Raw genomic sequence first — 25,283 nt, 5'->3', positions numbered from 1 at the left:
ACTCAAATGTGAATGCCGCTCACCTTCCTTGCTGCGTGCGTCGAATGAACCGGAACATATAGTTCCGGTCCACCTCCTGACCGGCGGAAGGGTGCTGTGAGGTGACCTCGGGTTGGCATTCGTAAACGTGTGAATGTGGCCCCTGGGGGGCGCGCGACCGCATCGCGCGCGGGCGAGGATCACCCCTGCTCGTGCGTATGATCGGACGAGAAAACGGTCGTTCGGTTCGTACATTCCGCCAACTGTTCCGAGTGGCGGCGCAATACAGGAGACGCGGTGGCTTTAACCTCCGGCCTCAAGTCGGAAGACGAGCCGACGCTCGTCGGTCGAGACCTGGAACTGGCCCTGATCCGTGAGCACCTCCACGGAACGGGCGAAGGCCGTGCGGTCCTGCTGCGCGGCCCCGCCGGAATCGGCAAGACCCGGCTGATGCACGAGGTGCTCACCGACCTGGACTCGGACGCCCGTGTCCTCACCGTCAAGTGCCAGGCGAGCGGCGGCGCCGCCTACGCCGCCGTGCGCGGACTGTTCGCGCCCCTCGGACTCACCGACGGCGACCCCGCCCGGCATCCACTGCTCGCCGGCAGTGCCGCGCTGGCGGGCAGCGCCGCCCTCGCCCTGCCCGCCCTCACCACGGACGGCGACCCCGACGGCCGGCCCGCCGACATGTACGGCGTCATGCACGGCCTGTACTGGCTCACCGCCTCGCTCGCCGCGGAACGTCCCGTCGTCCTGGCCGTCGACGACCTCCAGTGGTGCGACGAGGCGTCGCTGAGCTGGCTCGGTTTCCTGCTGCGACGGGCCGAGGGCCTGCCGGTCTCCCTGCTCCTCACCCTGCGCACCGAGGTCGAGCCCGCGCGCCCCGACGTACTGGACGAGATGACGGACGCCTCCTCCTGCCTCACCGTCGACGTCGAGCCGCTCACCGACCATGCCGTGCGCGAGATGCTCGCCGCGTCCCTGGCCGTCACACCCGACGCCGCCGTCGTCGCACGCTGCATGGAACTGACCGGCGGCATCCCGTTCCTGGTCCAGCTCCTCGTGCGCGAGCTGAAGGGACGCACCCGGGATGCCGCGCTGGACGCCGACGCACTGCACGACGGCCTCGGGCACGGGACCATCGCCCGCTTCCACCTCGACCGGCTCACCCCCGAACGACTCGCCGTCGCCAAGGCCCTCGCGGTCCTGGAGTCCGACGACATCGAAACCGTCGCGGCCCTCGCCGGCACCACCCCCGGCCCCGCCGCCGGCGCCGTCGAGGCCCTGCGCACCGCCGGGCTGCTGTACCCGGACTCCCTCGCCTACCGCCACGACCTCATGCGCCAGGCCGTCCTGGACGCGACACCGGCCGAGCAACTCCTCGCGCTGCGCGAGCGCGCCGCACGCCTGCTCAACGACTCCGGGCACCCCAGCGACCAGGTCGCCGTCCAGCTGATGCACCTGCCCGAGGTGCCCGAGCCCTGGATGGTCACCGTCCTGCGCTCCGCCGCCCTCGGCGCCGAGCAGCGCGGCGCACCCGCCACCGCCGGCCAGTACCTCTCCCGCGCCCTGCGGCACGACCTCGACGACATCGAACTGCTGTCTGCCTCCGCCCGGGTCCTCGCCCACTCCGACCACCCCACCGCGCTCAGCCGCCTGGAACACGCGCTGACCCTCGCCACCGACCCGCGTCCGCGCTGCCGACTCGTCCTCCAGTACGTCATCACCTCCCTCGGCGCCCAGAACTCGCTGCGGGCCTTCGAGCTGGTCGGCGAGACACTGCCCATGGTCGAGGCCGAACTGGGCGACGCCCCGGACGAACAGGCCCTGCGCACCCTCGTCGAGGCGATGGCGCTGGTCTCCGGGCTCGACGAGAAGTCCACCGTGCGCCGCGTCAGCGAACGGTTCCGCGACCACACCCTGCCGCCCGGCGAGACCGCCGAGGAACGACTGCTGCTCGGCATGCTGTGCGCCCTCGGCACCCTGGAGGGCCGCCCTGCCGCCGAACTGGTCCCGGCCGCCGAACGAGTCCTGCGGGTCGGCGACGTGTCGCTGGGCGGCTGGGGCGCCCTCGGCGCGAGCCTCACCCTGTACCTCGCCGACGAGATCAGGCCCGTCGAGCTGGTGCTCACCACCTTGCTCGAACACGCACAGAAGCGCGGCCAGGCCTGGAACAGCGCCCTCGTCTCCACCACCCGCGCCCAGGTGCACATGTGGGCCGGCAACATAGCCCAGGCCCTGTCCGACGCACAGCTCGCCTTCGACCTCGTCCACCGCGACCTGCATGTGAAGAGCGCCGTCGGCCCGCACTGCACCCTCGCGGACGTCCTGGTCCTGCGCGGCGACGCCCGCAAGGCCGAGGAACTCCTCGATCTGGTGCGCCGGCCACGCCTGGACCAGTTCACGCTGGAGTCCCACACCTACATGATGAGCCGGGCCCGCACCCGCGCCGCACTCGGTGACCTGGAGGGCGCCCTCGGCCATCTCGTGCGCTGCGGCGACAGCCTCGCCGAGGCGGGCATCGGCAACCCCGTGCTGGCGCCCTGGTGGTACGACGCCGCGCAAGTGCTCGCCGACCTCGGCCGGTTCGGCGAGGGACGGGACGTCGTCGACCGGGTGGCGCCGGCGGTGCTGCGCTGGGGCACACCCCGGGCCCAGGGCATGCTCGCCGTCTCCCGCGGTGTCCTCACGCCCGGCGACACCGGCATCGACGAACTGACCGAGGCCACCCGTCTCCTCGACGGCAGCCCCGGCCGCCTGGAGCACGCCCGCGCCGAGTACCTGCTCGGCCGGCGGCTGCTGGAGCGCGGCGACTTCGAGGGCGCGCGCGAACGGCTGCGCCGTGCCATCGACATCGCCGTACTGTGCGGCGACCGGCAGCTCCTCGACCAGGCGGTGCCCGCCCTCGGCGCGGCCGGCGGCCGCCTGCGCAGCGGCACCGAGTCGCCCACCGACGCGCTGAGCGGCAGCGAACGCCAGGTCGCCGAGCGGGCCGCCGCCGGAGCCACCAACCGGGAGATCGCCGAGGCCCTCTTCCTCACCCAGCGCACCGTGGAGTTCCACCTCACGAGCGTGTACCGCAAGCTCGGCATCCGCGGGCGGGGCGAACTCGCCGCTGTCCTCGCCGCCGAGCGCAGGCCCGTCGGCTGAGACGCGGACGGGCGCCGCGCCCGGACCGGTCGTGGCGCCCCACCTCGGCGGCGAAGTTTAGGGTTTTGCAGGTGGCGCCTTGCGTTCAATGGGCGGCGACGGCGGGCCGGTTGCCGCCGCCGCACCGACGAAAGCTCTGGAAAGGACGCCCATGTCGCGTATCGCCGACGACGCCACCACGGCGTGGATCCGCCGCTACCACCCCGCCGCCTCCAGCGCCGTACGGCTGGTCTGCTTTCCGCACGCGGGCGGTTCGGCCAGCTTCTTCCACCCCGTGTCGGTGCGCTTCGCCCCGGAGGCCGACGTGGTCGCGCTCCAGTACCCGGGACGCCAGGACCGGCGCACCGAGCCGTGCGTCGAGGACATCGGCAAGCTCGCGGACCTGCTGTGCGAGGAGATCCGCGAACTGAGCGACAAGCCCACGGTGTTCTTCGGCCACAGCATGGGCGCCGTCCTCGCCTTCGAGACGGCGCTGCGGCTGGAGGAACTCGGCGCCAACCCGCCGCGTGCCGTGATCGCGTCGGGCCGGCGTTCTCCTTCCTCCCACCGCGACGAGCGGGTGCACCAGCAGGACGACAAGGGAGTGATCAACGAACTGCGGCTCCTCAACGGCACCGACGCGGCCGTCTTCGGCAACGACGAACTGCTGCGAATGGCGCTGCCCGCGATCCGCGGCGACTACCGCGCCATCGAGACCTACACCTGCCCGCCCGAGCGCCGGATGCGCGGACCGCTGACGGTCCTCACCGGCGACTCCGACCCGCGCACGACCCTCGCGGAGGCCGAGGCCTGGCGTGACCACACCGAGGGCGCCTTCCGGATGCGGGTCTTCTCCGGCGGCCACTTCTTCCTCACCGGCCACCTGAGCGAGGTGTACGACGAGATCCTCACGGAGCTCGACGCGGCCCGTGCGGCCGGCTCCTGAAAAGCCCCGAAGGCCCCGCCGGCGAAAACGGCGGGGCCTTCGAAGCGGTGAACCGGCCGCGGTCACTCGGACACGAACTCCGGGCGTACCCGCGGTGGCCACTGACCGACGGCGAAGACACCGAGGGAATAGCTCTTCGATATCAATGCCGGCCGGTTGGTCACTTTCAGCTTCCGCAGCAGAGAGGAGACGTGATACTCGACCCCGCCGCGGCTCAGGAACAGTTTCGTGGCGAGCTGTACCGTCGACTCGCCTGATGCCACTCCCTCCAGAATCCGAGCGTGCATCGGGCTGAAGAGTTTGCGCCGTGCGTTGGCGATCTGCGGACCGTTCTCGGACTCCTCCGGGTCGACCAGCACCAGTATGCGGTCCACCCGGCCGACACCGCTTCGTACGGCGATTCCGGTCATCTCGCCACGGAATACGGCGTCCTGCGCGCCCAGCGCGACCAAGTGGTCCGCGAACCGGGGACTCTGACCGTCCGCCAGACGGATCAGCTCGTTCTTCAGCTTGCCCTGCACACTGGGGTGCAGGAGTTCACAGAAGTCCCTTCCCGTGCCCTGCCCGGGGCTCCAGGCGAATTGCTGGGCGAAGGACTGGTTGGCCTCCATTATCCGGAATTCCAGATCAAGGTTCGCGATGCAAACGAGGGACTGCTCGAAAAGCGCCAAATAATTGTCGCGATACGGTTCCGGAGACCAGTTCCGCGGTGCGTCGGGGAGGATTTCTGCGGAGTCTAGGCCGGCGTTTTTCATGGGGGGTGGGCCACTCTCTCTCAGCGCTCATGACCAGTGGTGCATCCCGCAGCGGGGAGTGTTCCTTCACCTATGACATTGCCATCGAGAGAAAATACATGTCAAGGCATGCAGGGTTCGCAAGGCCCTATTCACCGTTAAGACTGCGGTACCCGCCGGCGGTGGTTCGGTGCACATTGCGGTCCCGTATGCGGATGCCTTCGAGTACCGTTCGGTAACCGGTGAACACGACCTGCGGGCGGCGCCGAAGTGAGCATCTGTGCACGTCAGAGCGGTTGCTCGGCTGCCGGCGGGTCCGGCGGAGTGTGCGGTGGTGAAGATGATGGAAAAAGTGCGACTTTGAGTTCCCAGGATTCCGTGAACACAATGAACAAAACTCCGCGCAGGTCGGCAAGCACGGATCAATGCCGTCCTGGGCAGGTTAGCGGGTCGCGTCCATTCCCATGGCGTGGGCCAGTTGTTCCCGGCCGGTAATCCGGAATTTGCGGTAGGAGCTCGTGAGGTGTCTTTCAACGGCCCGTAGACTCGTTTCGAGTTCCTCTGCGATCTCTCTATTGCTCAGCCCGCGTGCCGCGCGCTCCGCGACTCTCGTCTCGGCCGGGGTGAGCCCGGCGGTGAGGGCCTGCTCGGTGCGTGCCGGGCCGCCGTCCCCGGCGTCGACCGGCGCGTTGACCAATTCGGCGGCCAGCCGGCGGCCGCGCCGGAAGAGCCGATCGCCCTCCGGGAGGGATTCCCGTTGCAGACGTCTGCCCAATTCGATGAGGGAGTGGGCCAACTCCAGCCGGCTGCCTTCCGTTTCCACGATGTCCACGGCCTGTCGCAGAAACTCGATTCCCGGCGCTCCCTCGGTGACCGTGCCGAGCAGACGCAGCGCCCGGCTCAGCGCGGTCGGCGCGCCCCAGGCGAGCGCACGCTCGTGATGGGTGCGGGCGGCGGCCAGGGCGTCGGCGGTCCGGGCCGCGCGGTGATGAATGAGGGCGACCCTGACCTGCCAGTGCGCGAACGCCGGGTTCACCCACCCGGCGCGTTCCAGGACCCGCCCGCAGTCCAGGTAGTGCGCGAGGGCCACCGGCAGATTCCCGCGGTCCTCCGCGAGCATCCCCTTCAGTGCCCCGAACAGGGCGAACATCCGCAGGTCGGCGGCCGGTTCGGCGCCTTCGAGGAGCCGTTCGGCAAGGGCGGCGTCGCTCACCGCGAGGGCGACGTGGCCCTGGACGAGAGTGGCGTGCACCCGGTCCCTGGGCGTCCCGCCCTCGGCCAGCGCGAGCGCGCGCACCCCGCACTCCCGGGCCGCGCCGACCTCGCCCCGCGACAGCAGCGCGAGCCCTTGCACCGCCTCGATCCGGGACAGCGTCGTGGCGTTGCCCTCCTGCGCGGCATGCAGACGGGCCGCGGCCAGCCAGGACGCGACGACCTGCGGGCTGTCCGTGCAGTAGAGCACCGGAGGCAGCAGTTCGAGCGCCAGACCGGACAGGGCGCTGTGCGCCGGCTCCTCCTCCAGGACCTGCCGGGCCATCCCGGCCACTGTCCGGTGGTCGGACTGCCCGCCCATGGCGGCCGAGAACACGAGGACGGTGCGCAACTCGCGTTCGGCCGCGGAGGCGACGTGGCGCTGTTCGTCGAGGTCGAGCAGCCGGCGCGTCGCCGATGTCACCAGGCCGGGATCCTCCAGCCCCGCGTACCGTGCGCGGGCCTCCAGCCGCATCGCGAGGTAGCTGCCCTGCCGGTCGCCCTCCCGCGGAGTCCCGAGACCGGCGGCGGTCTCCCTGACCAGCGCGGCGACCTCGGGATCGCTGCGCACGATGTCCATCGGGGTGCTGGAGACCACCTCGGCGCGACGCCGCAGCCTCGGCATCAGCCGCGCCGCCTGCACGAAGTGGCGGCCCGCCACCGGGGACTCGAGGTCCAGCTCGGTGACCCCGAGCTCGTACAGCAACTCGGCACGGACGTGACTGCCGGCCGGTACGTCGACGAGGGCACGGCCGAGATAGCGCACGGCCGTCTCCGGCGCGCCCCGGCGGCGGGCGGCCGCGGCGGCGGCGCGCAGCTGGTGGATCTCCCACGGGTCGCCCAGCCGGTCGACGTGCAGCAGCGGCAGAGCGACCTCCTCCGGTCCGGCGCCGCACGCGTCGAGCACGGCGGACGCCTGCCGGTGGCGGCGGGAACTCTCCTCGTCACCCATGGCCTGGAGTACGACGGCGCAGGCCGCGCGCGTGTGGGCGGCCCGGTCGTGGCCGGGCTCGGGCGGCCAGGTGTGCGTGAGGACTTCAAGGGCGTACGCGCACTGCTGCCCGGTCAGACCCGCGAGCCGGGCGACGAGGTCGTCCGTGGCCTGGTCGGCGAGCACGGCGGTGGCCTTGAGGAAGGCGTCGAGGACGGGTTCGCGCCGCAGCATCGACAGCAGCCGCTCGCGGCGCAGCGACTCGCCCAGCCCGCGCAGGCGTTGCGTGTGCCAGTGGGGTGCGCCCAGCCGCCGCAACCGGGCCCGGTCGCACAGCACCCGCAGGTCCTTGGGCCGGCCCGCTGTGATGTCGTGGCAGGTCCGGCGGAACTCCTCGGGGCAGCCGTCCCCGAGATGACGGGTCACCAGCGCCGCGGTGCCGCGACGGGACAGGCCGCAGGCCCGCACGCGGTGGGTGGCGGCCGCCGTGATCTCGCCGACGAGCGGGTCGCGGGTGCCGAGGCCGTCCTTGCGGACCACGGCCAGCAGCATGCGCAGGCCGTCGAGGCGCGCCGCGAGATGGGCGAGGGCCTCCAGGGAGTCGTCGTCGACCCAGCCCAGGTCGTCGACGGCGAGGACCACGGACCGCTCGGCGCTGAGGCCGGCGAACAGGATGTGCAGCCAGTGGAGCGTGTCGGCGCGCACGACGGCACCCGCCTCGCCTTCTGGGCCCGCGTGGTCCGGGCCGGCGGCGATGGGCGGCACCGCGGTGAGCAGGGGAGCGGGCAGATCGCGTTCGGCGACCAGCGGAAGCACGAGCCGGCGCAGCACACCGAAGGGGACGGTGCGTTCGGCGGGGATGCCGCCGGAGCGCAGCACCAGGGCGCCGGTCGCCGTGGCCCGCTCGGCCAGCCGGTTCAGCAGGGCCGTGGTGCCGGCGCCGGTGCCGCCCTCGACGACGACGAGGACGCCGGTGCCCGCCCGGGCCTCGGCGACCGCCTCGTTGAGTACGGCCAGCTCCTGCTCGCGCTCCAGCAGCATGGCTCAGTCGTCCTCCTGCCGGGCGCGCAGATGCGCGACGAGGGCGGCACGGCCCTTCACGCCGAGCTTGCGGTAGGTGTGCGTCAGCCGGAGCTCGACGGTGCGGGTGGCAAGGCCCAGACGGCGGGCGATCTCACGGTTGACGAGCCCGGCCAGGACGAGGTCCGCCACGTCGCGCTCGGACGGCGTGAGCGGGTCCGGCGCCGGGGCGGTCACGTCGGGCAACGCTGCCGGAGCGTCGTGGGAGGACCGTGGCGAGGGGGCGGACCCGGCGTATGCCCGAGGGATTTCGACGCCGTTGCCTGCCAGCGCCTCGAGGGTGCGGGCGCGCAACGCCGTGAAGGCACCGGGCGTGCCCCAGCGCTCGGCGACCTCGCGTTCCTTCACGAGCAGGTCGTCCGCGGTGGCTGCGGCGCCCAGGTGGTGGTGGGCGACGGCCGCGGCGCTGCGCCACGGTATGAGCATGGGGTTGCGCCAGCGCTTGGCCCGCAGCATGCGGCCGCATTCCTCCAGCAGGAGCAGCGCACGGGCCGGGTCCTGGTCGATGAGGGCGAGTTCGGCACGGGCGTACAGCAGGAACGCCGTGGTGACGCTGTGGCCCTCGGGCCTGCTCCGGGCGCGTTCCGAGGCGCGCCGGGCCTCGTCCACGCGGCCGCAGCGGAGCAGGGCGAGGACCTCGGCGGCGGCCAGGCGCGGGGCGAGGAGGCTGTGCCACGACGCCGGGGGCAGGGCCCGGGTGGCGGCGGTCAGCTCGCGCAGCGCCTCCTCGCCGTGACCGAGGCGTATCTGCTCCTCCGCACGGCTCAGCAGGGCCTGTGCGGCCGCCGCGAGGGCGTCGGCGCCACGCGCGTCCGCGGCGACGGCGTCCAGACGGTCGAGGCCGGCGGGTATGTCGTCCGCGCTCAGCAGGGCCCGCGCCGCGGCTATGCGGCACATGAACGGCACGGTCGCGGGTTCGTCGAGCGCCGTGCGGGCGAGTTCGAGGACCCGGTCCCGCTCGTCACCGCGGGTGGCGAGGGTCCAGGCGAGCACGGCCGACTGGGCGGGGTGCCCGGTCCGGTCGGAGTGGACGGGGGGCGGGGCGACGAGCGGGAGTCCGCCCTTCTCCTTGTGGGCGAGCCGGCCGAGGGCGCGCAGCGGGCGCAGCTCCTCGTCGGGGATCTTGGTCAGGGCCCGCTGGTGCACGTCGGCGATCACCCAGCGCGCGGTCTCGGCGTCGCCCCGGCTGAGCAGCAGATCGGCGGCGTTGAGCACGTCGGGCCAGGTCTCGCGGCTGAGGTGACGGAGCATCACCTGACGCAGCCGGCCGTCCGCGGCCTGCGGGGCGGTGACCGCCTCGGCCGTGGCCAGCCGGATCAGACGCCGGGCCCGTTCGGCCTCGGTCACCGGCTCGCACAGCGAGTGCCGCAGCGACGCGGTGGTGACGTCGGCGGTGTGCCGGGGGCGGGAGGACGCGGCGAGGTCCGAGGCGGTCCAGGAACGCACGAGCGAGGTGACGTCGCCGAGCATGTCGGCGACGGTGCCCACGCGCGCGCCCTCCTGGCCGTGCAGCGACGCCGCGCGGCGGTGCAGCCGGTCGCGCTCGGGCCCGGTCATGCCCGCCAGGACGTCGTCGGCGAACCAGGGGTGGCGCAGCCGGGGAATGTCGGTGTCGGCGAGCAGCCCGCACGCCCGCAGGGCGTCCACGGCGTCGGCGAACGCGGTCGCGTCGAGACCGGCGAGGGCCGCGAGCCGGGCCGGCTCCAGCTGGTGCCCGCCGACCGCGGTGGCCCGCAGCAGGGCCACCACGTTCTTGGGCAGACCGTGCAGGGTGGTGAGGGCGCGGGTGGACCAGGCGGTGCGGGCGGCGGCGATGAGCTGCGGCACCGCGTCCGTGTCCAGGGGACGTCCGAGCCCGGTGATCCGGTCGGCGACGGCGTGCAGCACGGCGGGGGACCAGCCGGCGACCCCGGCCACCGTGAGCACGGACCGCTGTACGGGGTGGCCGACGCGGGCCTCGACCACGCTGCGCGCCTCGGCGGTGGTGAGCGCGTCGAGGCGCAGGGTGTGCACCGAACTGGGCGCCGCGGGCCGGGCGCCCGCGGCGTCGAGGACCTGACGGACCGGCACGGGGGAGGTGACGAGGCCCAGCACCGCGCCCTGCCGGGCGCGGTGGATCAGATCGACCAGGCGGCGCAGGGAGTGGGGGTCGGCGAGGTGCAGGTCGTCCACGGCCAGCAGCACGGGCCGGCCGGCCGACAGGGTCAGCAGGGTGTCGCACATCCGGGCCACGGTGTCCGTGGGCCTGCTCGTGGGGCCGATGCCGGAGGCGAGGGCACCGATCCTGGATGGCCGGCACAGGGTGCCCAGGAGCTGGGTGATGGCACCGTACGGGAGCTGGGACTCACGCGGTGAACAGCGGGCGACCCCGACGGCGAGACCCGCGGCACGGGCCCGGTCGACGACCCGGTCGAGGACCGCGCTGCGGCCGGAGCCGACGGGACCGGTGACGACGGCGATGTCGGAGACACCGTCCTCGAGTCGTCGAACGAACCCGTCGAGGGTGTCGAGCACGGCCTGCCGGCCGACGAGTTGAGCGGGGACGAAAGCGGGTGTGGCGGTCATGGGCGACCCTGGTGGGGGGTCGCGGCACGCACCAGGTGGGGGGCGGTGGGGGGTCGGTCGGCGAGCCGCGGACGGTTTCGCATGCGCACCTCTCGTCTGATGACAGTGGGTGACCTGCTCTTCCTTCGAATCGGAGATTAGCGAGCCACGCACCCCCATTACAGGTTTACCCGGGGATCCCTGAGCTTTTTTTGAGGTTACTGAGGAATCAACACGCGTTGATAAGCGGAACGGTGGCGACGGAACGGGTTGGTTGAATCCCGCGGCGGCCCCTCCGTCGTTACTCTCCGGCCAACCGGGCTGTTCAGGACGGGCACTTGGTCCCGCTCCAGCCATCGACGGGTCATCTGCGAGAAACTGGCCGGTAACTCGGGTGAACACTGGATTCCCGCTCCGGGGGCCATAGTTGGGGCTTCATCCGTACCCAGTGGAGTTAAAACGAATCCAGGCAGCTCAGGGATGGATTTCTGACATCCGTTCAGTTGACTTGGATTCCAATTCCCCGGACGGATACCTGGCGGGCGGCCCTGCGGTGCCTCGGGGCGTCCGGGCGGCCCCGTTGTGGGGGCCCGCGCGCCCGGATCCCGCGCTGTTGAACAAGTGGCGTATGCGCCCTGTGGGAAAAGATGCGCGCTTTGTGACTGTGTGGTGCTCTTGGTTGTGGAGGCTATGGCTGACCCCAGAGGAGATGGTGATATGCCTTCCATCAAGGCGATCGAGGAAACGACCGGCGTGCGGACCGACCTCGAAGCGGCACTCGACCCGGCCGAACCCGACGGCGTCTTCCGCGACAGCCGCGAGTGCGCAGCACTGGCGCTGCTCTCCGCGGACACCAAGCTGCTGCTGTCCCCGCCGACCCCTCGCCCCAAGAAGGGCTGAGCGGACGAACGGGAGCGACTGAATGGAGCAGTCAGGCACTTCGGCCCTCTTGCAGGGCGCTGTGCAGGACATTGCGTCCGACGTGGTCTCCGCCCTTCGGGGCGGAGACCACGTGCGCATGTCAGGCACCGCGGCGATGAACGACGTCGAAGGAGGCATGGCCCTCGCGGCCGTACGCGTGGTGGGAGCGGATCTGCTGCTGCCGCACGTCCTCTTCCCGACTCCGCCCGCCCCGGAGGCACTTGAGACGTTCCGCAGAACGGTGGAGGCATTCCCGCCGCGTCCCGACGCGGCACCCACCGTGCTGTGGAGCCACTGGGCCATGCGCCGCACCCTGGTGCGGTTCGACCCACCCCCGACCGGCGACCACGACACCGAACCCGGAGCCGACTGGCTCGACGAGGCGCCGTGGCAGACACTGACCCACCAACTCGCGGTCCTGGCACCCCTCGCCCTGCCCGGCGAGGACTGCGCCGTGGCCCGCGCGGCCCGTCGTCGCCCGGTCGACGTGGCCCGGGGCTTCGTGAGGGCGGTACGCCGCAGGGACTGGCAACAGGCGGCCGGCGCCGGGCGCTGGCTGACCCTGCTGGACGGCGTACCGGACACGCTGGGCCTCGAAACCGGCCTGGACTTCGTGGAGTTGATGGGCGGCAGCGATCCCCGGGTGACCCTCCAGGTGCAGGCGGCACGGGTCATGCGGGCAGCCGGAGCACTCGTATGACGGCGACCGCCATGGGCGTCGGGGACATCCGCGAGGTGGGCGCCGCCGCGTTCGCCTGGCTGTCCGCGCACACCGCCGACTTCGCGCTGGACGAGGACGCGTTCACCGAGGACGCCCACGTCGACGTCACCTGGAAACCACTCGGGGAACTGGCCCAGACCTGCCAGAGCGTACGGACGCACCTGCCGCCGTCGGACCCGCTGCACGGGTGCGCGTCGGACCTGCTGCGGTTCGCCTGGCAGCAGACCGGCCGCGGCGAACTCTTCCTCCGCCTCCAGCGGTCGGAGCCCTTCGCGACCTACCCCCTGGAGGTCTACTCGGTGTTCGCCGCGGCCGGGCTGCGGCACCCCGGGTACGAGGCGGCCGCCACCACGACGGCCCGCACCCGGGGCTGGCGGCTCACCGAACAGGAACCCACCCGCCGCCTCGGCGTGCTGAAGGCCGAGCGGCGCAGCGGCATCGAACGGCCCGACGAGTCCGCCCAGGTGCTGCGGCGCACCTGGCTCGGCGGCCTGCCGGAGCCCTGGACGTTCGAGCGCTCCTCGGGGTACGCGCTCACCCACGTCGTCTTCCACCTCACCGACTGGGGCCGCGTCCCGACCGGCGTCCCCGCCGACCTCGCCGCCTATCTGGGCCACTGGCTGCCGTCCTGGCTCGACACCTGCCTGGACGCCACGATGTGGGACCTGAGCTGCGAACTGCTGGTCGTGGCCGGTAGCTTGCCGGCCCCGCCCGACCTGCCGGCCTTCCGGTCCGCCTGGACCCGCATCGCGGGGGCCCAGTACGACTCCGGCGCGCTGCCGCAGGAAGGCCCCGGCGCCGACGCCGCCGGCCCGGAGCCGGACTTCCTGCGCTGTTACCACTCCACCCTGATGGCCGCCTTCGCGGCGGCACAGACCGTCAAGCGCCTCACCGACGAGGGCGACGACGACATCGACGCGGGCGGTGACGGTCACCGATCGCGAGCGGGCCGCGCGCGGACCCGCCACGACGGACAAGGAGTGCCCGGATGACCGACACCCGTCTGATGCACACCGTCGGCGTGCGCGCCCTGGAGTGGCTGTGGGCCCACCGCGACGGGTTCCGCCTGGAGCCCGACGTCGATCCGGAGATCGGCTTCCTGGAACGCTTCAAGCCCGTCGGTGAACTCGCCCTGATCTGCCGGGTGCTGTTCCGCGAGGGCGTCGCCGGGTCCCGGCAGGCCGACCTGGCCCGGCGGCTGCTCGACCACACCTGGCGGCACACCCTGGACGGCGGTCGCATGCTGGCGCGCGGCCAGCGCATCGAGCCGATGTCGCCCATCCCCTTCGAGGTGTACCTGCCGTACAAGGAACTCGGGTACAGCGAGCCCGAGGTGGAGCGCGCGACCGTGCTCTACCACCGGCTGGAGAGCTGGGCGGCCCTCGAACTCGACCCGACCCGGCGCCTCGGACTGGCCGCGTTCCAGCGCCGCTTCGGCCTCACGCCGCGCCCGCCCGAGTCGGCCCTCGTGGCTCCGACCTGGCTCGCCCGCAGGCCCGAGCCGTGGACGGTCAGCGGGCACATCGCCTACGACGTCACGCACACGGTGTTCCACCTCACCGACTGGGGCGCGCACCCGGAGGCGCTGCCGCCGGAGATCGCCGACTACCTCGCCACCTGGCTGCCGGTCTGGATCGACGACTGGCTGGACCTGAAGCGCTGGGACCTGCTCGGCGAACTCCTCGTCGTCGACGCCTGTCTGCCGCGGCCGACGCTGGACGAGCGGGGCTGGGAGGGCTTCGCCGCCGCGCAGCAGGCCGACGGTGCCATGCCGGCCGTACGGTCGATGCCGGAGGGCGAGCCGGACGAGCTGTTCGACATGGTGTACCACCCCACCCTGGTCGCCGCGTTCGCCTCGTTCCTGGCCACCTCGCGGGCCCTGTCCGAACTGACCCACGCGACGACATGACCGCCGGTCCGTCGCCCTGGCCGGGCATCGACGACGACACGGACGCGACGGCCGAGGGCGGCGTCCTCGGCAACGCCGGTACGGGCCGGCCCACTTCGGCCGACGCCGAGGACGCCCTGCGCGAGCGTGCGGCGCGGGCCGTCGCGGCCATCGACGCGCCCGACGTGGTCTTCGCCGTCTCCCGCAACGGTCGGCGCACCCTGCACTGCGGTGGCAGCACCCCGCACCCTCCCGTGCCCCGGGAGGACCTGCGGTACGAGATCGGCTCGGCCTCGAAGACGTTCACTGGGCTGCTGCTGGCCCGGCTCATCCGGCGCGGCGTGCTCACCGGGGGCGAGCCGGCCGCCGCCTGGCTCGACCCGGGGCGCCGCACCGGCGCGTCCCCGGCGACCCTCGCGCACCTCCTCACGCACACGGCAGGACTGCCCACGCTGCCCGCCGACTTCTACCGGCGCGCACTGCCCGCCTGGCGCACCAACCCCTACGGCCGCTACCCCGCCGAGCGGGTGGTCGACGCCTTCCTGCGCCACCGCCCCCGGCACCGGCCCGGCACCCGCTGGCAGTACTCCAACTTCGGCGTCGCCGTCCTCGGTCACGCCCTCGCCGGCGCGGCCGGCACGGCGTGGGAGGAACTCCTCGGCACCCATGTGCTGCGCCCGCTCGGCCTCGACGGCACCGCGCTGCGGCCGGAGGACCCGAAGACCGACGCCGTGGGCCACGGCAAGGACGGGCGCACGCCCGCGCTCGCCTTCGACGCCGGAGGCTTCGCGGCGGCCGGCGCGGTTCGCGCGACACCGCACGATCTCCTGACGTTCCTGGAGGCCCACCTCGACCCGGCCGGCTCCCCGCTGGCCGGAGCCCTGAGCGCGGTCCGCACCCCTGTACTGCGCCGCGGCCTCGGCCACCGGCACGTGCACACGATGGCCTGGTTCCGGCACCCCACGGACGGCGGGCCGCTGTACTTCCACAGCGGGGCGACCCTCGGCCAGCAGGCCTTCCTGGGCTTCAGGCCCGACACGGGCACCGCCCTGGCCGCGCTGTGCACCCGCCGCTTCCGTTCCCGCGACGCCTTCATCGCCACCGCGTACGCCTTGCTGGCCGACCAGTGACCGGGCCGCACCGTCGGAAAGACGAACGGTGCGGGGCTCGCGCCCCGCACCGGAAGCCGTACGACTCCTGTATCCGCCTACAGCCGTTGCCACAGGGCCGGGGTGGCACCCGGCGACCAGCGTCCCTGCGCCTGGTGGCTCTGGATGCACTGGTAGCGCACGCCCGCGTGGGTCACCGTGGTGCCGGCCTCGTAGACCCGGCCCGCGGCCCATGCGGTGGCCGCCCCGTTGTCCGCCGGCGCGGGGGAGCCGGCCTGCGCGGTCGCGGTCTTCAGGACCAGACCGAAGTCGCTGAGGATCGGGTTGACCGGCTGATAGAAGGTGGTCCCGCCGCTCGTGCAGTCGCCCGAGCCGCCCGAGGTCACGCCCTGCGCCTGGGAGCCGGAGATGTACGGGCCGCCGGAGTCACCCGGCTCGGCGCACACCGTCGTCTCGGTGACGCCGTTCACGGTGCCCTCGGAGTAGCTGACACTTGTGCCGTGCTGCTCGATGGTCCCGCAGTGCCAGCCCGTGGTGGAACCGGAGCGGCAGATCGACGCGCCGACAAGGGCCTGGACCGAGCCGGTGACCTGCGTCCGCTGGCCGCCCTCGCCCTTCACGTCCGGCGTTGCGGTCCAGTTGCTGTTCACGCTCACCCACGACATGTCCTTGCCGGGGAACGTGGACGCCTCGAAGGTGCCCTGCGCCGCCATGTTGAACCCGGTGGTCGAGTCGTCGGCGTTGCCGCAGTGGCCCGCCGAGGCGAAGCCCTGCTGGGTGTCCTTGGTGACGGAGAACCCGATGGAGCAGCGCGCCGAGCCCTCGATGTAATAGGCCTCGCCGCCGACGAGGTCCGCCAGCGGCCGCGGCCGTGCCGCCGACACCAGGACGGTCACGCCCTTGTCCTGGACACCGGCGGCCTTGATGAACGCGGTCGCGGCCGGCTTCTTGACCGCCCGGACGACCACCCGGTTCGTCGGCACGTCGACGTACCAGACCGGTGTGTCACGCGTGTTGGCGCCGTTCGCGGCCTTGTCCAGCTTCTCCTTGACGGCCTGGAGTTCGCTCAAGGGGTGCTTGACGACGACGGCCTTCGCGCCCTGCGCCTGAATCGCGGTCACGTCGTCGGCGTGCGTCGTCGCGACCGCGAGCTCGGCGGAGGTCGCGCCCCGGAGCCAAGCGCCCGCGAAGCGCTTGCCGAGCGAGTTGCGCAGGCGCCCCGCGCGGACCCCGGCCTCCGCCTCGTTGACGAGCCGCTCGGCCGCCTGTCCCGGCTTGAGTTTCAGGTCACGCTCCATGGCGCGCACCACCGCGGCCGGCGGCCGGTCGGCACCGAGCGTCTGCGCTGCGGTGGACGCGGGCGCCGGCGGCGGCGCGGCCGTGGCGGCCGTGGTGACGCCGGTGAGCACGAGGGCGCCGAGAGCGGTCAGGGCGGCGCGGCGACCGGCCGCGGTATGTCTGAGGAGCATGCGATGTGCCTCCATCGAGTACGCGTGGGATTCCGACCAGATGGAGGCCTTGACGCAAAGACATGCGCCAATGTCAGAAAAGATGATTTTTAGCGCTTTGGGGGGTGCCGTTGGCTGCCATGTGCGCCAGCGGGACGATCACCAGAGTTTCATCGTTCGTTTTCTTGAATCGTTCGTGTTTGCAGAGGTAGGTTGGCCGCATGACCGCATCCCAGACTCCGACCCCCGCCGAGGAGCTCCGCGGTGCCGGCCTGAGGGTGACCGCGGCGCGTGTCGCGCTGCTCGACGCCGTCCGGGCCGGCGACCACCTCGGTGTCGAGGCCATCGCCTCCGGGGTGCGTGATCGCGTAGGTCATGTCTCCCTGCAAGCCGTGTACGAGGGCCTCCACGCGCTCACCGCGGCGGGACTCATACGTCGTATCGAACCGGCCGGGAGTCCGGCCCGGTTCGAGGGGCGTGTCGGCGACAACCACCACCACATCGTGTGCCGCTCCTGCGGTGTCGTCGCCGACGTCGACTGCGAGGTCGGCGAGGCGCCCTGCCTGACCGCGTCCGACGACCACGGCTTCGCGATCGACGAGGCCGAGGTCATCTACTGGGGCCTGTGCCCCGACTGCTCCACCGCCAACAGTGCACCCCGAGCACTGTGATCCACCTAGTTCGGAAGGTTTCCCATGGCTGAGAACCCCGATGCGATCGTCACTGACGCGAAGACTGAGGGCACCGGTGGCTGCCCCGTCGCGCACGGTCGCGCCGCGCACCCCACGCAGGGCGGCGGCAACCGTCAGTGGTGGCCGGAACGGCTCAACCTGAAGATCCTCGCCAAGGACCCCGTCGTCGCGAACCCGCTCGGTGCGGACTTCGACTACGCGGAGGCGTTCAACGCCCTCGACCTGGCGGCCGTGAAACAGGACATCGCCGAGGTGCTGACCAACTCGCAGGACTGGTGGCCCGCGGACTTCGGCAACTACGGCCCGCTGATGATCCGTATGGCCTGGCACAGCGCCGGCACCTACCGCATCAGCGACGGCCGCGGCGGTGGCGGCCGCGGTCAGCAGCGCTTCGCGCCCCTGAACAGCTGGCCGGACAACGGCAACCTCGACAAGGCCCGCCGTCTGCTGTGGCCGGTCAAGAAGAAGTACGGCCAGTCCATCTCCTGGGCCGACCTCATGATCCTCACCGGCAACGTCGCCCTGGAGCAGATGGGCTTCGAGACCTTCGGCTTCGGCGGCGGCCGCGCCGACGTCTGGGAGGCCGACGAGGACGTGTACTGGGGTCCCGAGACCACCTGGCTCGACGACCAGCGCTACACCGGCGACCGTGAGCTGGAGAACCCGCTCGGCGCCGTCCAGATGGGTCTGATCTACGTCAACCCCGAGGGCCCGAACGGCAACCCGGACCCGATCGCCGCGGCCCGCGACATCCGCGAGACGTTCCGCCGCATGGCGATGAACGACGAGGAGACCGTCGCCCTGATCGCCGGTGGCCACACCTTCGGCAAGACCCACGGCGCCGGCCCGGCCGACGCGGTCGGCAACGACCCCGAGGCCGCCGACATGGAGCAGCAGGGCCTGGGCTGGAAGTCGACCTACGCCTCCGGCAAGGCCGGCGACGCGATCACCAGTGGTCTGGAGGTCACCTGGACCACCAAGCCCACCCAGTGGAGCAACGACTTCTTCGACATCCTCTTCGGCTACGAGTGGGAGCTGACCCAGTCCCCGGCCGGCGCCAACCAGTGGGTGGCCAAGGACGCGCAGGAGATCATCCCCGACGCGCACGACCCGTCGAAGAAGCGTCTGCCCACGATGCTCACCACGGACCTCTCGCTGCGCTTCGACCCGATCTACGGCCCCATCTCGAAGCGCTTCCACGAGAACCCGGCCGAGTTCGCGGACGCCTTCGCCCGCGCCTGGTACAAGCTCACCCACCGTGACCTGGGCCCGAAGTCCCTGTACCTCGGCCCGGAGGTCCCGGCCGAGACCCTGCTGTGGCAGGACCCGCTGCCCGCCGCCGAGGGCCAGGCCATCGACGCCGCCGACGCGACCGCGCTCAAGGCCAAGATCCTCGACTCGGGTCTGACCGTCCCGGAGCTGGTCAAGGCCGCGTGGGCGTCCGCAGCCACGCACCGCGCCAGCGACAAGCGCGGCGGTGCCAACGGCGGCCGTATCCGCCTGGAGCCGCAGCGCGGCTGGGAGGTCAACGACCCGGACGAGCTCGCCCAGGTCCTGCGCACCCTGGAGAACATCCAGGGCGAGTTCAACTCGGGCGCCAAGAAGGTCTCCCTGGCCGATCTGATCGTCCTCGGTGGCTCCGCCGCCGTGGAGAAGGCCGCGAAGGACGCCGGTGTCACGGTCGAGGTGCCGTTCACCGCGGGCCGTGTCGACGCGACCGAGGAGCACACGGACGTCGAGTCGTTCGCGGCGCTGGAGCCGGCGTACGACGGGTTCCGCAACTACCTCGGCAAGGGCAACCGCCTGCCGGCCGAGTACCTGCTGCTGGACCGCGCCAACCTGCTCGCGCTGAGCGCCCCCGAGATGACCGCCCTGGTCGGCGGTCTGCGCGTCCTGGGTGCCAACCAGAACGGGTCCAAGCACGGCGTCCTCACCGAGACCCCGGGCAAGCTGACCAACGACTTCTTCGTCAACCTGCTCGACCTGGGCACGACGTGGAAGTCCACCTCCGAGGACCAGACCACGTTCGAGGGCCGTGACGCCTCGGGCCAGGTCAAGTGGACCGGCACCCGTGCCGACCTCGTGTTCGGCTCCAACTCCGAGCTGCGCGCCCTCGCCGAGGTCTACGCGAGCGACGACGCGAAGGAGAAGTTCGTCAAGGACTTCGTCGCCGCCTGGGCCAAGGTCATGGACCTGGACCGGTTCGACCTCGTCTGATCAGTCCCCGTGAGACGTCCGGGCCGGCCCGCTGGGGTCGGCCCGGACGTCTTTCACAGAACGCACACCCCGCACCATCAATTATTTAGATTTCAAGCTATAGGCTCGCCGAATCCGGACAGAGGCCGAACGAGGTTTCAGGAGACTCGGCGTGGTTGACGGCGACGTAGTGGTGATCGGCGGCGGCTACGCCGGCGTCCGTCTGGCCAAGCGGCTCGACACGACCGCGCGGGTCACGCTGGTGGACCGCAAAGAGGTCTTCTTCCACCGCATCGCCGCCCTGCGCGCCGGAGTGCGTCCGGACTGGTCGCACAGCCCGTTCATCCCCTACGACCGGCTGCTTCGCAACGGCCGCGTGGCCGTGGGCAAGGCGGTCCGCATCGACACCGGCGAGCGGCAGGTCGTCCTCGGCACCGGCGAGCGGCTCCGTTACGACGTGCTGGCGATCGCGACCGGCGCCGACTACCCCGAGCCGGCCCGCTTCAGCGGCACCACCACCGAGGAGGCGGCGAAGTCCTTCGCCACGCACCAGCAGCACATCGCCACCGCCGAGCACGTCCTGGTCGTCGGAGGCGGGCCCTCCGGCGTGGAACTCGCCGCCGAGATACGCCTTGCCCGGCCCGGCGCCCGGGTCACCCTCGCGCACTCCGGGCCGGAACTGCTGCACGCCACGGGCAGCGCGCGGGCCGGACGCAAGGCGCGGGGCTGGCTGGAGTCCCACGACGTGCAGGTGTGGCTGGACTCCTTCATGTCCCCGGGCAACGACTTCGGCACCTACCGCGACGCCCGCGGCAACATCATCGAGGCGGATCGTTCCTTCTGGGCGACCGGCACCACGCCCAACACCCTCTGGCTGCGGCTGGCCGGACACGGCGACTGGCTGAACGGCACGGGCCACGTCAAGGTCGACGAGGCGCTCCGCCTCCGGGGTTGGCTGGACGTGTTCGCGGTCGGCGACGTCAATGACGCGACCGACCTCAAGATCACCCCGGCCGCGCTCGCCCAGGCCGACCTGGCCGCCCACAACATCCGCGCCTACCTCAACAGCAACGGCAAGCACCGCAAGCAGCCCCGCTTCTACCGGCCGATGCACCGCACCCCGCTCATCGTCCCGTTCGGCGCGGCCGACGGTGTGACGGTCCTGCCGGTGCCGGGCGGCGAATCAGCCGTCCTCGGCAGCCGCACCACGACCGTGGCCAAGGCGAAGAACCTGATGACGCCCTACATGAGGCGCCAGCTCGGATACAGCGCCGCGTGAGCGCCGTCGCCCTGGCGGCCTGAACACGCCGGCCCGGTGTGGGGGAGGCCACGCCGCCGGTGAGATCGCGGGCATGTTCCGCGCCGGGGCGGCCGGGTTACCGTTTTCGGGACCCCCCTTCCCCTGATGGCCTTCGCCCATCGCCAGTACCTCGGACGGTCCGGCAGTGCTCGCAGACCTCTCCCCGCTCATCGCGGCGACCACCCAGTGGCTGACCCGCTCCTACCCGGCGTACGGCGGTGCCCTGGCCGCCGCCCTGGGCGAGGTGCAGGCCCGCCAGGCGGTCACGGTCGCCGCCTGGCTGCGCTACCCGACGCCGACCGACGCCGCGCTGGTCCGGATGGCGGGCCCCGGCGGTTCGGCCGGACTGGACTGGATCACCGGCGCGGACACCGCCGCGCACGAGGATCCGGACGAGTTCGCCTGGCGCACCTGGGTCGACGAGGTCGTCGCAAGCTGGGCCGCCTGCCTGCTCATCGACGCCGACCTGGCCAGGCTCGCGGTCGCCACCGTCGCCGACGGCGGCCTCGCCGCCGCCCCGGTCGAATTCCGGCGTCTGCTGTCCCCCGACGCCGACGACCGCCGGGCGGCCGCCCTGCTGCGCCACCCCGACCTCCTCGCCCCCGTGGCGGCCCTGCACCGCACGGCACTGGACGAACTCCTCGGCCCGGGGCAGGCGCTGATCGCCTGAGACGGACGCAAGGCGCCCGCGGAGGACGCGAGTTCACGCCGCGTCAGATCCGGAGGGGGCCTCAGGCCTTCTTGCCGCGGCCCGTCAGCGCGTCGCGCAGACGGTCGACGAGTCCGGCGCCGGGCGCCAGCAGCTTGTTGGCCGGCGGCTTGTCCGGGGCGGCCGGGTGCGGCCGGGTCGGCGCGACCTTCTTGGCCTGGCGCACCTTGTCGCCGAGGTCGTCGAGCGCGTCCGGCGGACAGGCCGCCCGGAGCTGCGGGAAGAGGTTCCCCTCCTCGTCGGCGATGTGGGAGCGGACCTCCGACATCAGCATCCCGATCAGCCGGTCGAACTCGGGATCACCTGCGTCGCAGCGCTCCAGGTCCTTCATGATGCGCTCGGCCGTGGAGTGGTCCTCGATCTCCCGGTCGGCGATCGCGTCGCCGCCCGCCACGTGCCGCCGCACGGCCGGGTACAGATAGGCCTCCTCGGCCACCGAGTGCCGCACCAGCTCCATCGTGACCTGGTCGGCGTACAGCTTGCGGTCCGCGCTGCCGGGCGCGAGCCCCTCTATCCGGCCGAAGAGCTCCTCGACCTCACCGTGATCGGTCATCAGCTCGTCGATGACGTTCCCGCCATGACCCATGTTCGCCACCTCCAGTCCCGGTCGGCGGCCCGGACGGGCCGCCGTGGGCATCGAGTGCCCGTAGCGGGCGGGCTCACACGACACCGCCCCGGGCGTCGGCACCGTGCGTGTGCGGCCTAGGGTGCGGGCATGAGCTCGCAGGCATACCTCTCCGAACTGTTCTCGCTGGAAGGCCGGGTCGCCGTGGTGACCGGTGGCAGTTCCGGCATCGGCCGCGCCATCACCGAGGCACTCGCCCGGGCGGGCGCGAGCGTCGTGGTCGTGGCCCGCAGGGAGGCGGAACTGGCCGTGACCGTCGGCGAGCTGGAGGCCGTGGGCTGCCGCGCGGCCCGGGTCAGCGCGGACCTGGGCACCCGCGACGGCGTGCGCGCCGCGGCCGAGGCCGCCGTGGAGGCGTTCGGCGAGCCCGACATCCTGGTGAACTGCGCCGGGATCAACCTGCGGCCCCCGATGGGCGAGCTCGGCGAGGACGTCTGGGACACCACCATGGCCCTCAACCTCGACGCGCCCCACCTGCTCGGACAGCGCTTCGGACCCGGCATGGCCGAGCGCGGCTTCGGACGGATCATCCACATCACCTCGCAGCAGGCGCACCGCGCGTTCGTCCAGAGCGGCGCCTACGGCGTCTCCAAGGGGGCGCTGGAATCGCTGGCCCGCTCCCAGGCTGAGGCGTGGTCGCCGTACGGCGTCACCTGCAACACGCTCGTGCCCGGGTTCGTCATGACGCCGCTCAACACCCGCCTGTCGTCCGACCCGGACAAGGTGGCGGCGCTCGCCGCGCGCACCATGGTCGGGCGCAACGGCCTCGCCGAGGATTTCGCAGGCGCGGCCGTGTTCCTCGCGAGCAGCGCCTCCGCCTACGTCACCGGACAGTCGATCTTCGTGGACGGCGGGTTCTCGGTCCACTGAGCCCGTGCGGCCCCGGCCGGTCAGCGCAGGTCGAGCCGCATCAGGATCCGCGGATGACCGGCCAGCACCGAGGTCGTGTCGGCGACATGCACGAACCCCGCGCGCTCGAAGTTCTTGCGGATGCCGGCGTACGCCATCGTCAGGTCGACCCGGGCGTCGCCGTTGTCGAGCGGGTACGCCTCGATCACCGGGGCACCCCGGTCGCGGGCGAACTCGACCGCTCCGGCGATCAGGGCGTGGCTGATGCCCTGCTTGCGGTGGCCGGGGCGGACGCGGACGCACCACAGCGACCACACCGGCAGGTCGTCGATGTGCGGGATCTTGCGGTTGCGGGCGAAGGACGTGGCCGAGCGCGGCGCCACCGCGGCCCAGCCGACCGGCTCGTCACCGTCGTAGGCGAGCACTCCCGGCGGGGGATCGGCGTGGCACAGCTCCGCGACGTACTCGCCACGGGCCGGTCCGAACAGCTCGTTGTTCAACTTCGAGGGGATGCGGTAGCTCAGGCACCAACAGACGTTCGCCGTGGGCGACTTCGGGCCGAGGACCGGGCGTACGTCCTCGAAGACGGATGCCGGGCGGACTTCTATGGCCATGGCATCACCCTTTCACGGGACCCGCGCGGGCGCCGAGGCCGGCCCGAAGACGCGTCACGCCGTGGCGTGGAACGCGTGCAGTGTCTTCGTGATCTGCAGGTCGGGGACCTGGCCGAAGTCCTCGTACCACTCGCCGACCATGTGCAGGCCCGGCGGCTGTTCGAGGCACACGAGGTCGTCGCACTCGGGCCGCATGGCGGTGACGGTACGCGCGGCACCGACGGGGACCGCCAGGACGAGCCGCGCCGGGCCGTGGCGGCGCAGGAAGCGCAGCGCGGCCGTGGCGGTCAGGCCGGTGGTGAGGCCGTCGTCGACGAGGACGACCGTGCGTCCGCCCACGGACGGGGGCGGGCGGCGGCCGCGGTAGAGGTATTCGAGGCGGTGCAGTTCGTTGCGCCGGTGCACGACGACGTCACCGAGCCGGTCCTCGGACAGATGCATCATGGCCAGGCTCCGCCGGTCGTACAGCGGCGGGTCGTCGGCGACGATGGCACCGATCGGCGTCTCCGGCCGGATCGGGGTGCTGATCTCGCCGGCGATCAGCACGTCGAGCGGGGCGTGCAGGGCACGTGCGACCTCGGAGGCCACGGGCACGCCGCCCGGGGGCAGGGCCAGCACCAGCACGTTGCCGAGGTGGTCCGGCCCGGCCCACTCGACCAGCCGCAGGCCGAGCGCCTGTCCGGCGTGGGTACGGTCGGGGAATGGCACGGGACTCCTCCCTCCCGATCTGCGCAGCCGCCGAGTGCCCGGCCCGGCCTACGGGGAAACGGGCGGCACCGCGGAAAGCGGCCGACTTCCGGAGCGGCCCCCCGGCCCGACCGATCCTCGACTCCTCTGCACCCGTACGCCGAACTCCGACAACCCAAATTGATGACGATTCAACTGTGGCCGGTACGCCGGGCTGCGTATGCGCCACTCAGAGCGCATGGTGGTGGCATGAGCACGCGTCCCCCCGTGGTGGTGTCGCCGCCGGAGCCGGACGGCGGGCGTCAGGTGACGATCCGTGACGAGCCGACGGGCACCGCCTACAGCCTGTTCGACGTCATGGACCTGGTGCACCGCGCGGGCCTGCCCACCGAGGACCGGGCCGTCGACGACCCCGAGCTGATCGAGTGGCGCGGCGGCGGGCCGTACGACTGGAACAGCCCGGACCCCTCCGACAAGGCCAAGGGGTGAGGGGCGAGTGCCACCCTGGTAAGTCCGAGGTTCCCGGCGAAGAGCCCGTGGCCTTCACTGAAGTCGGCAAGTCCGAACGGATCACGACTTCACGGGGACCGACATGAACCGCAGGAAGAACATCGTCGCGGCAGGCCTGACCACCGCCTTCGCCGCCGTCGCCCTCACCCTGGGCGGCCTCGCCGCCCCCGCGCAGGCGGCCGGCACGGTCGACTGCGACGGCTGGGTGCACAACAACAACCCTGACCACGGCATCGCCGGCTGCCACAACAACACCGACCGCACCGTCACCTTCCGGGCCGAGATCGTCTGCGGCTGGGCACCGGACGTCTCCGGCCAGTGGGTGACGCTGGCGCCGGGTCAGTACGGCGAGTCGTCCGGCGTCTGCGCGATCTACAGCTCGGGCGTCGGCAGCGTCGGCTGGACCATCCAGTAGCGGGC

The 25,283-nt window shown here is 72.1% G+C and carries 21 protein-coding genes; 14 read left to right on the top strand and 7 right to left on the bottom strand.

Annotated features, from left to right (window positions below):
- Nucleotides 1-276 precede the first annotated feature (276 nt).
- Nucleotides 277-3,129 (top strand): ATP-binding protein, encoded by a 2,853-nt coding sequence (locus CP983_RS44925; protein WP_150498576.1) that lies wholly within the window; start codon nucleotides 277-279, stop codon nucleotides 3,127-3,129.
- Between the two features lie 151 nt (nucleotides 3,130-3,280).
- Nucleotides 3,281-4,054: a thioesterase II family protein gene (locus CP983_RS04145; protein ID WP_107908422.1), complete on the top strand. Its 774-nt coding sequence runs from the start codon at nucleotides 3,281-3,283 to the stop codon at nucleotides 4,052-4,054.
- Nucleotides 4,055-4,116: 62 nt separating this feature from the next.
- Here CP983_RS04145 and CP983_RS04140 read toward each other — a convergent pair whose 3' ends face one another.
- From CP983_RS04140 to CP983_RS04130, 3 genes are all read right to left on the bottom strand, one after another.
- Nucleotides 4,117-4,809: a LuxR C-terminal-related transcriptional regulator gene (locus CP983_RS04140; RefSeq protein WP_150498575.1), complete on the bottom strand. Its 693-nt coding sequence runs from the start codon at nucleotides 4,807-4,809 to the stop codon at nucleotides 4,117-4,119.
- A 421-nt stretch (nucleotides 4,810-5,230) separates the two neighbouring features.
- Entirely contained in the window at nucleotides 5,231-8,011 is a 2,781-nt protein-coding gene (locus CP983_RS04135) for an AAA family ATPase (protein ID WP_150498574.1), read from the bottom strand.
- Nucleotides 8,012-8,014: 3 nt separating this feature from the next.
- Nucleotides 8,015-10,615, bottom strand: coding sequence for an AAA family ATPase (locus tag CP983_RS04130; RefSeq protein ID WP_167537639.1), 2,601 nt, complete (start codon nucleotides 10,613-10,615; stop codon nucleotides 8,015-8,017).
- Between the two features lie 696 nt (nucleotides 10,616-11,311).
- Between CP983_RS04130 and CP983_RS04125 the strand changes: the two genes are divergently transcribed.
- From CP983_RS04125 to CP983_RS04105, 5 genes are read left to right on the top strand one after another with little or no spacing between them, the layout of a single operon-like run.
- A complete protein-coding gene (locus tag CP983_RS04125; RefSeq protein ID WP_030958898.1) occupies nucleotides 11,312-11,494 on the top strand; it encodes a hypothetical protein in 183 nt (60 codons plus the stop codon).
- A 22-nt stretch (nucleotides 11,495-11,516) separates the two neighbouring features.
- Nucleotides 11,517-12,215, top strand: coding sequence for a hypothetical protein (locus CP983_RS04120; RefSeq protein ID WP_125524292.1), 699 nt, complete (start codon nucleotides 11,517-11,519; stop codon nucleotides 12,213-12,215).
- Nucleotides 12,212-13,228: a DUF6895 family protein gene (locus CP983_RS04115; protein ID WP_229914631.1), complete on the top strand. Its 1,017-nt coding sequence runs from the start codon at nucleotides 12,212-12,214 to the stop codon at nucleotides 13,226-13,228. Before CP983_RS04120 ends, CP983_RS04115 begins: the two co-directional genes overlap by 4 nt.
- A complete protein-coding gene (locus tag CP983_RS04110; protein ID WP_150498572.1) occupies nucleotides 13,225-14,145 on the top strand; it encodes a DUF6895 family protein in 921 nt (306 codons plus the stop codon). The genes CP983_RS04115 and CP983_RS04110 overlap by 4 nt, the downstream gene beginning before the upstream one ends.
- The gene (locus tag CP983_RS04105; RefSeq protein ID WP_150498571.1) at nucleotides 14,142-15,254 is read left to right on the top strand and encodes a serine hydrolase domain-containing protein; all 1,113 of its coding nucleotides are present in this window, start codon (nucleotides 14,142-14,144) and stop codon (nucleotides 15,252-15,254) included. Before CP983_RS04110 ends, CP983_RS04105 begins: the two co-directional genes overlap by 4 nt.
- A gap of 77 nt (nucleotides 15,255-15,331) precedes the next feature.
- Here the strand turns inward: CP983_RS04105 and CP983_RS04100 are convergent, their stop codons facing one another.
- Nucleotides 15,332-16,702: an alpha-lytic protease prodomain-containing protein gene (locus tag CP983_RS04100; protein WP_107908429.1), complete on the bottom strand. Its 1,371-nt coding sequence runs from the start codon at nucleotides 16,700-16,702 to the stop codon at nucleotides 15,332-15,334.
- Between the two features lie 200 nt (nucleotides 16,703-16,902).
- On the opposite strand from CP983_RS04100, the gene CP983_RS04095 reads away from it, so the two are divergent.
- From CP983_RS04095 to CP983_RS04080, 4 genes are all read left to right on the top strand, one after another.
- A complete protein-coding gene (locus CP983_RS04095) occupies nucleotides 16,903-17,352 on the top strand; it encodes a Fur family transcriptional regulator (protein ID WP_093748167.1) in 450 nt (149 codons plus the stop codon).
- Nucleotides 17,353-17,376: 24 nt separating this feature from the next.
- Nucleotides 17,377-19,590 (top strand): catalase/peroxidase HPI, encoded by a 2,214-nt coding sequence (gene katG / locus CP983_RS04090; RefSeq protein ID WP_150498570.1) that lies wholly within the window; start codon nucleotides 17,377-17,379, stop codon nucleotides 19,588-19,590.
- Between the two features lie 151 nt (nucleotides 19,591-19,741).
- Nucleotides 19,742-20,848, top strand: coding sequence for an NAD(P)/FAD-dependent oxidoreductase (locus tag CP983_RS04085; protein WP_150498569.1), 1,107 nt, complete (start codon nucleotides 19,742-19,744; stop codon nucleotides 20,846-20,848).
- A gap of 166 nt (nucleotides 20,849-21,014) precedes the next feature.
- On the top strand, nucleotides 21,015-21,539 hold the full coding sequence (locus tag CP983_RS04080) for a hypothetical protein (RefSeq protein WP_125524297.1): 525 nt from the start codon (nucleotides 21,015-21,017) through the stop codon (nucleotides 21,537-21,539).
- 61 nt (nucleotides 21,540-21,600) lie between these two features.
- Here the strand turns inward: CP983_RS04080 and CP983_RS04075 are convergent, their stop codons facing one another.
- Entirely contained in the window at nucleotides 21,601-22,164 is a 564-nt protein-coding gene (locus CP983_RS04075; RefSeq protein WP_150498568.1) for a hemerythrin domain-containing protein, read from the bottom strand.
- A 129-nt stretch (nucleotides 22,165-22,293) separates the two neighbouring features.
- Here CP983_RS04075 and CP983_RS04070 point away from each other — a divergent pair, with 129 nt between their 5' ends.
- On the top strand, nucleotides 22,294-23,073 hold the full coding sequence (locus CP983_RS04070) for an SDR family NAD(P)-dependent oxidoreductase (RefSeq protein ID WP_150498567.1): 780 nt from the start codon (nucleotides 22,294-22,296) through the stop codon (nucleotides 23,071-23,073).
- A gap of 20 nt (nucleotides 23,074-23,093) precedes the next feature.
- On the opposite strand, the gene CP983_RS04065 is transcribed toward CP983_RS04070, so the two are convergent.
- Together CP983_RS04065 and CP983_RS04060 are read right to left on the bottom strand one after the other, a co-directional pair.
- On the bottom strand, nucleotides 23,094-23,666 hold the full coding sequence (locus CP983_RS04065) for a GNAT family N-acetyltransferase (RefSeq protein WP_150498566.1): 573 nt from the start codon (nucleotides 23,664-23,666) through the stop codon (nucleotides 23,094-23,096).
- A gap of 54 nt (nucleotides 23,667-23,720) precedes the next feature.
- Complete coding sequence (locus CP983_RS04060; RefSeq protein ID WP_150498565.1) at nucleotides 23,721-24,374, bottom strand: phosphoribosyltransferase; 654 nt, start codon at nucleotides 24,372-24,374, stop codon at nucleotides 23,721-23,723.
- Between the two features lie 228 nt (nucleotides 24,375-24,602).
- On the opposite strand from CP983_RS04060, the gene CP983_RS04055 reads away from it, so the two are divergent.
- On the top strand, nucleotides 24,603-24,842 hold the full coding sequence (locus tag CP983_RS04055; protein WP_030958220.1) for a hypothetical protein: 240 nt from the start codon (nucleotides 24,603-24,605) through the stop codon (nucleotides 24,840-24,842).
- Nucleotides 24,843-24,945: 103 nt separating this feature from the next.
- On the top strand, nucleotides 24,946-25,278 hold the full coding sequence (locus CP983_RS04050; protein WP_107908435.1) for a hypothetical protein: 333 nt from the start codon (nucleotides 24,946-24,948) through the stop codon (nucleotides 25,276-25,278).
- Nucleotides 25,279-25,283: the final 5 nt, after the last annotated feature.

Origin of the sequence: Streptomyces chartreusis, assembly GCF_008704715.1 — a bacterium.
In the GTDB taxonomy this organism is placed as follows: Bacteria; Actinomycetota; Actinomycetes; order Streptomycetales; family Streptomycetaceae; genus Streptomyces; species Streptomyces chartreusis.
The sequence above is the reverse complement of the archived record's forward strand: the minus strand, read 5'-3'. Positions and strand labels throughout refer to the sequence as shown.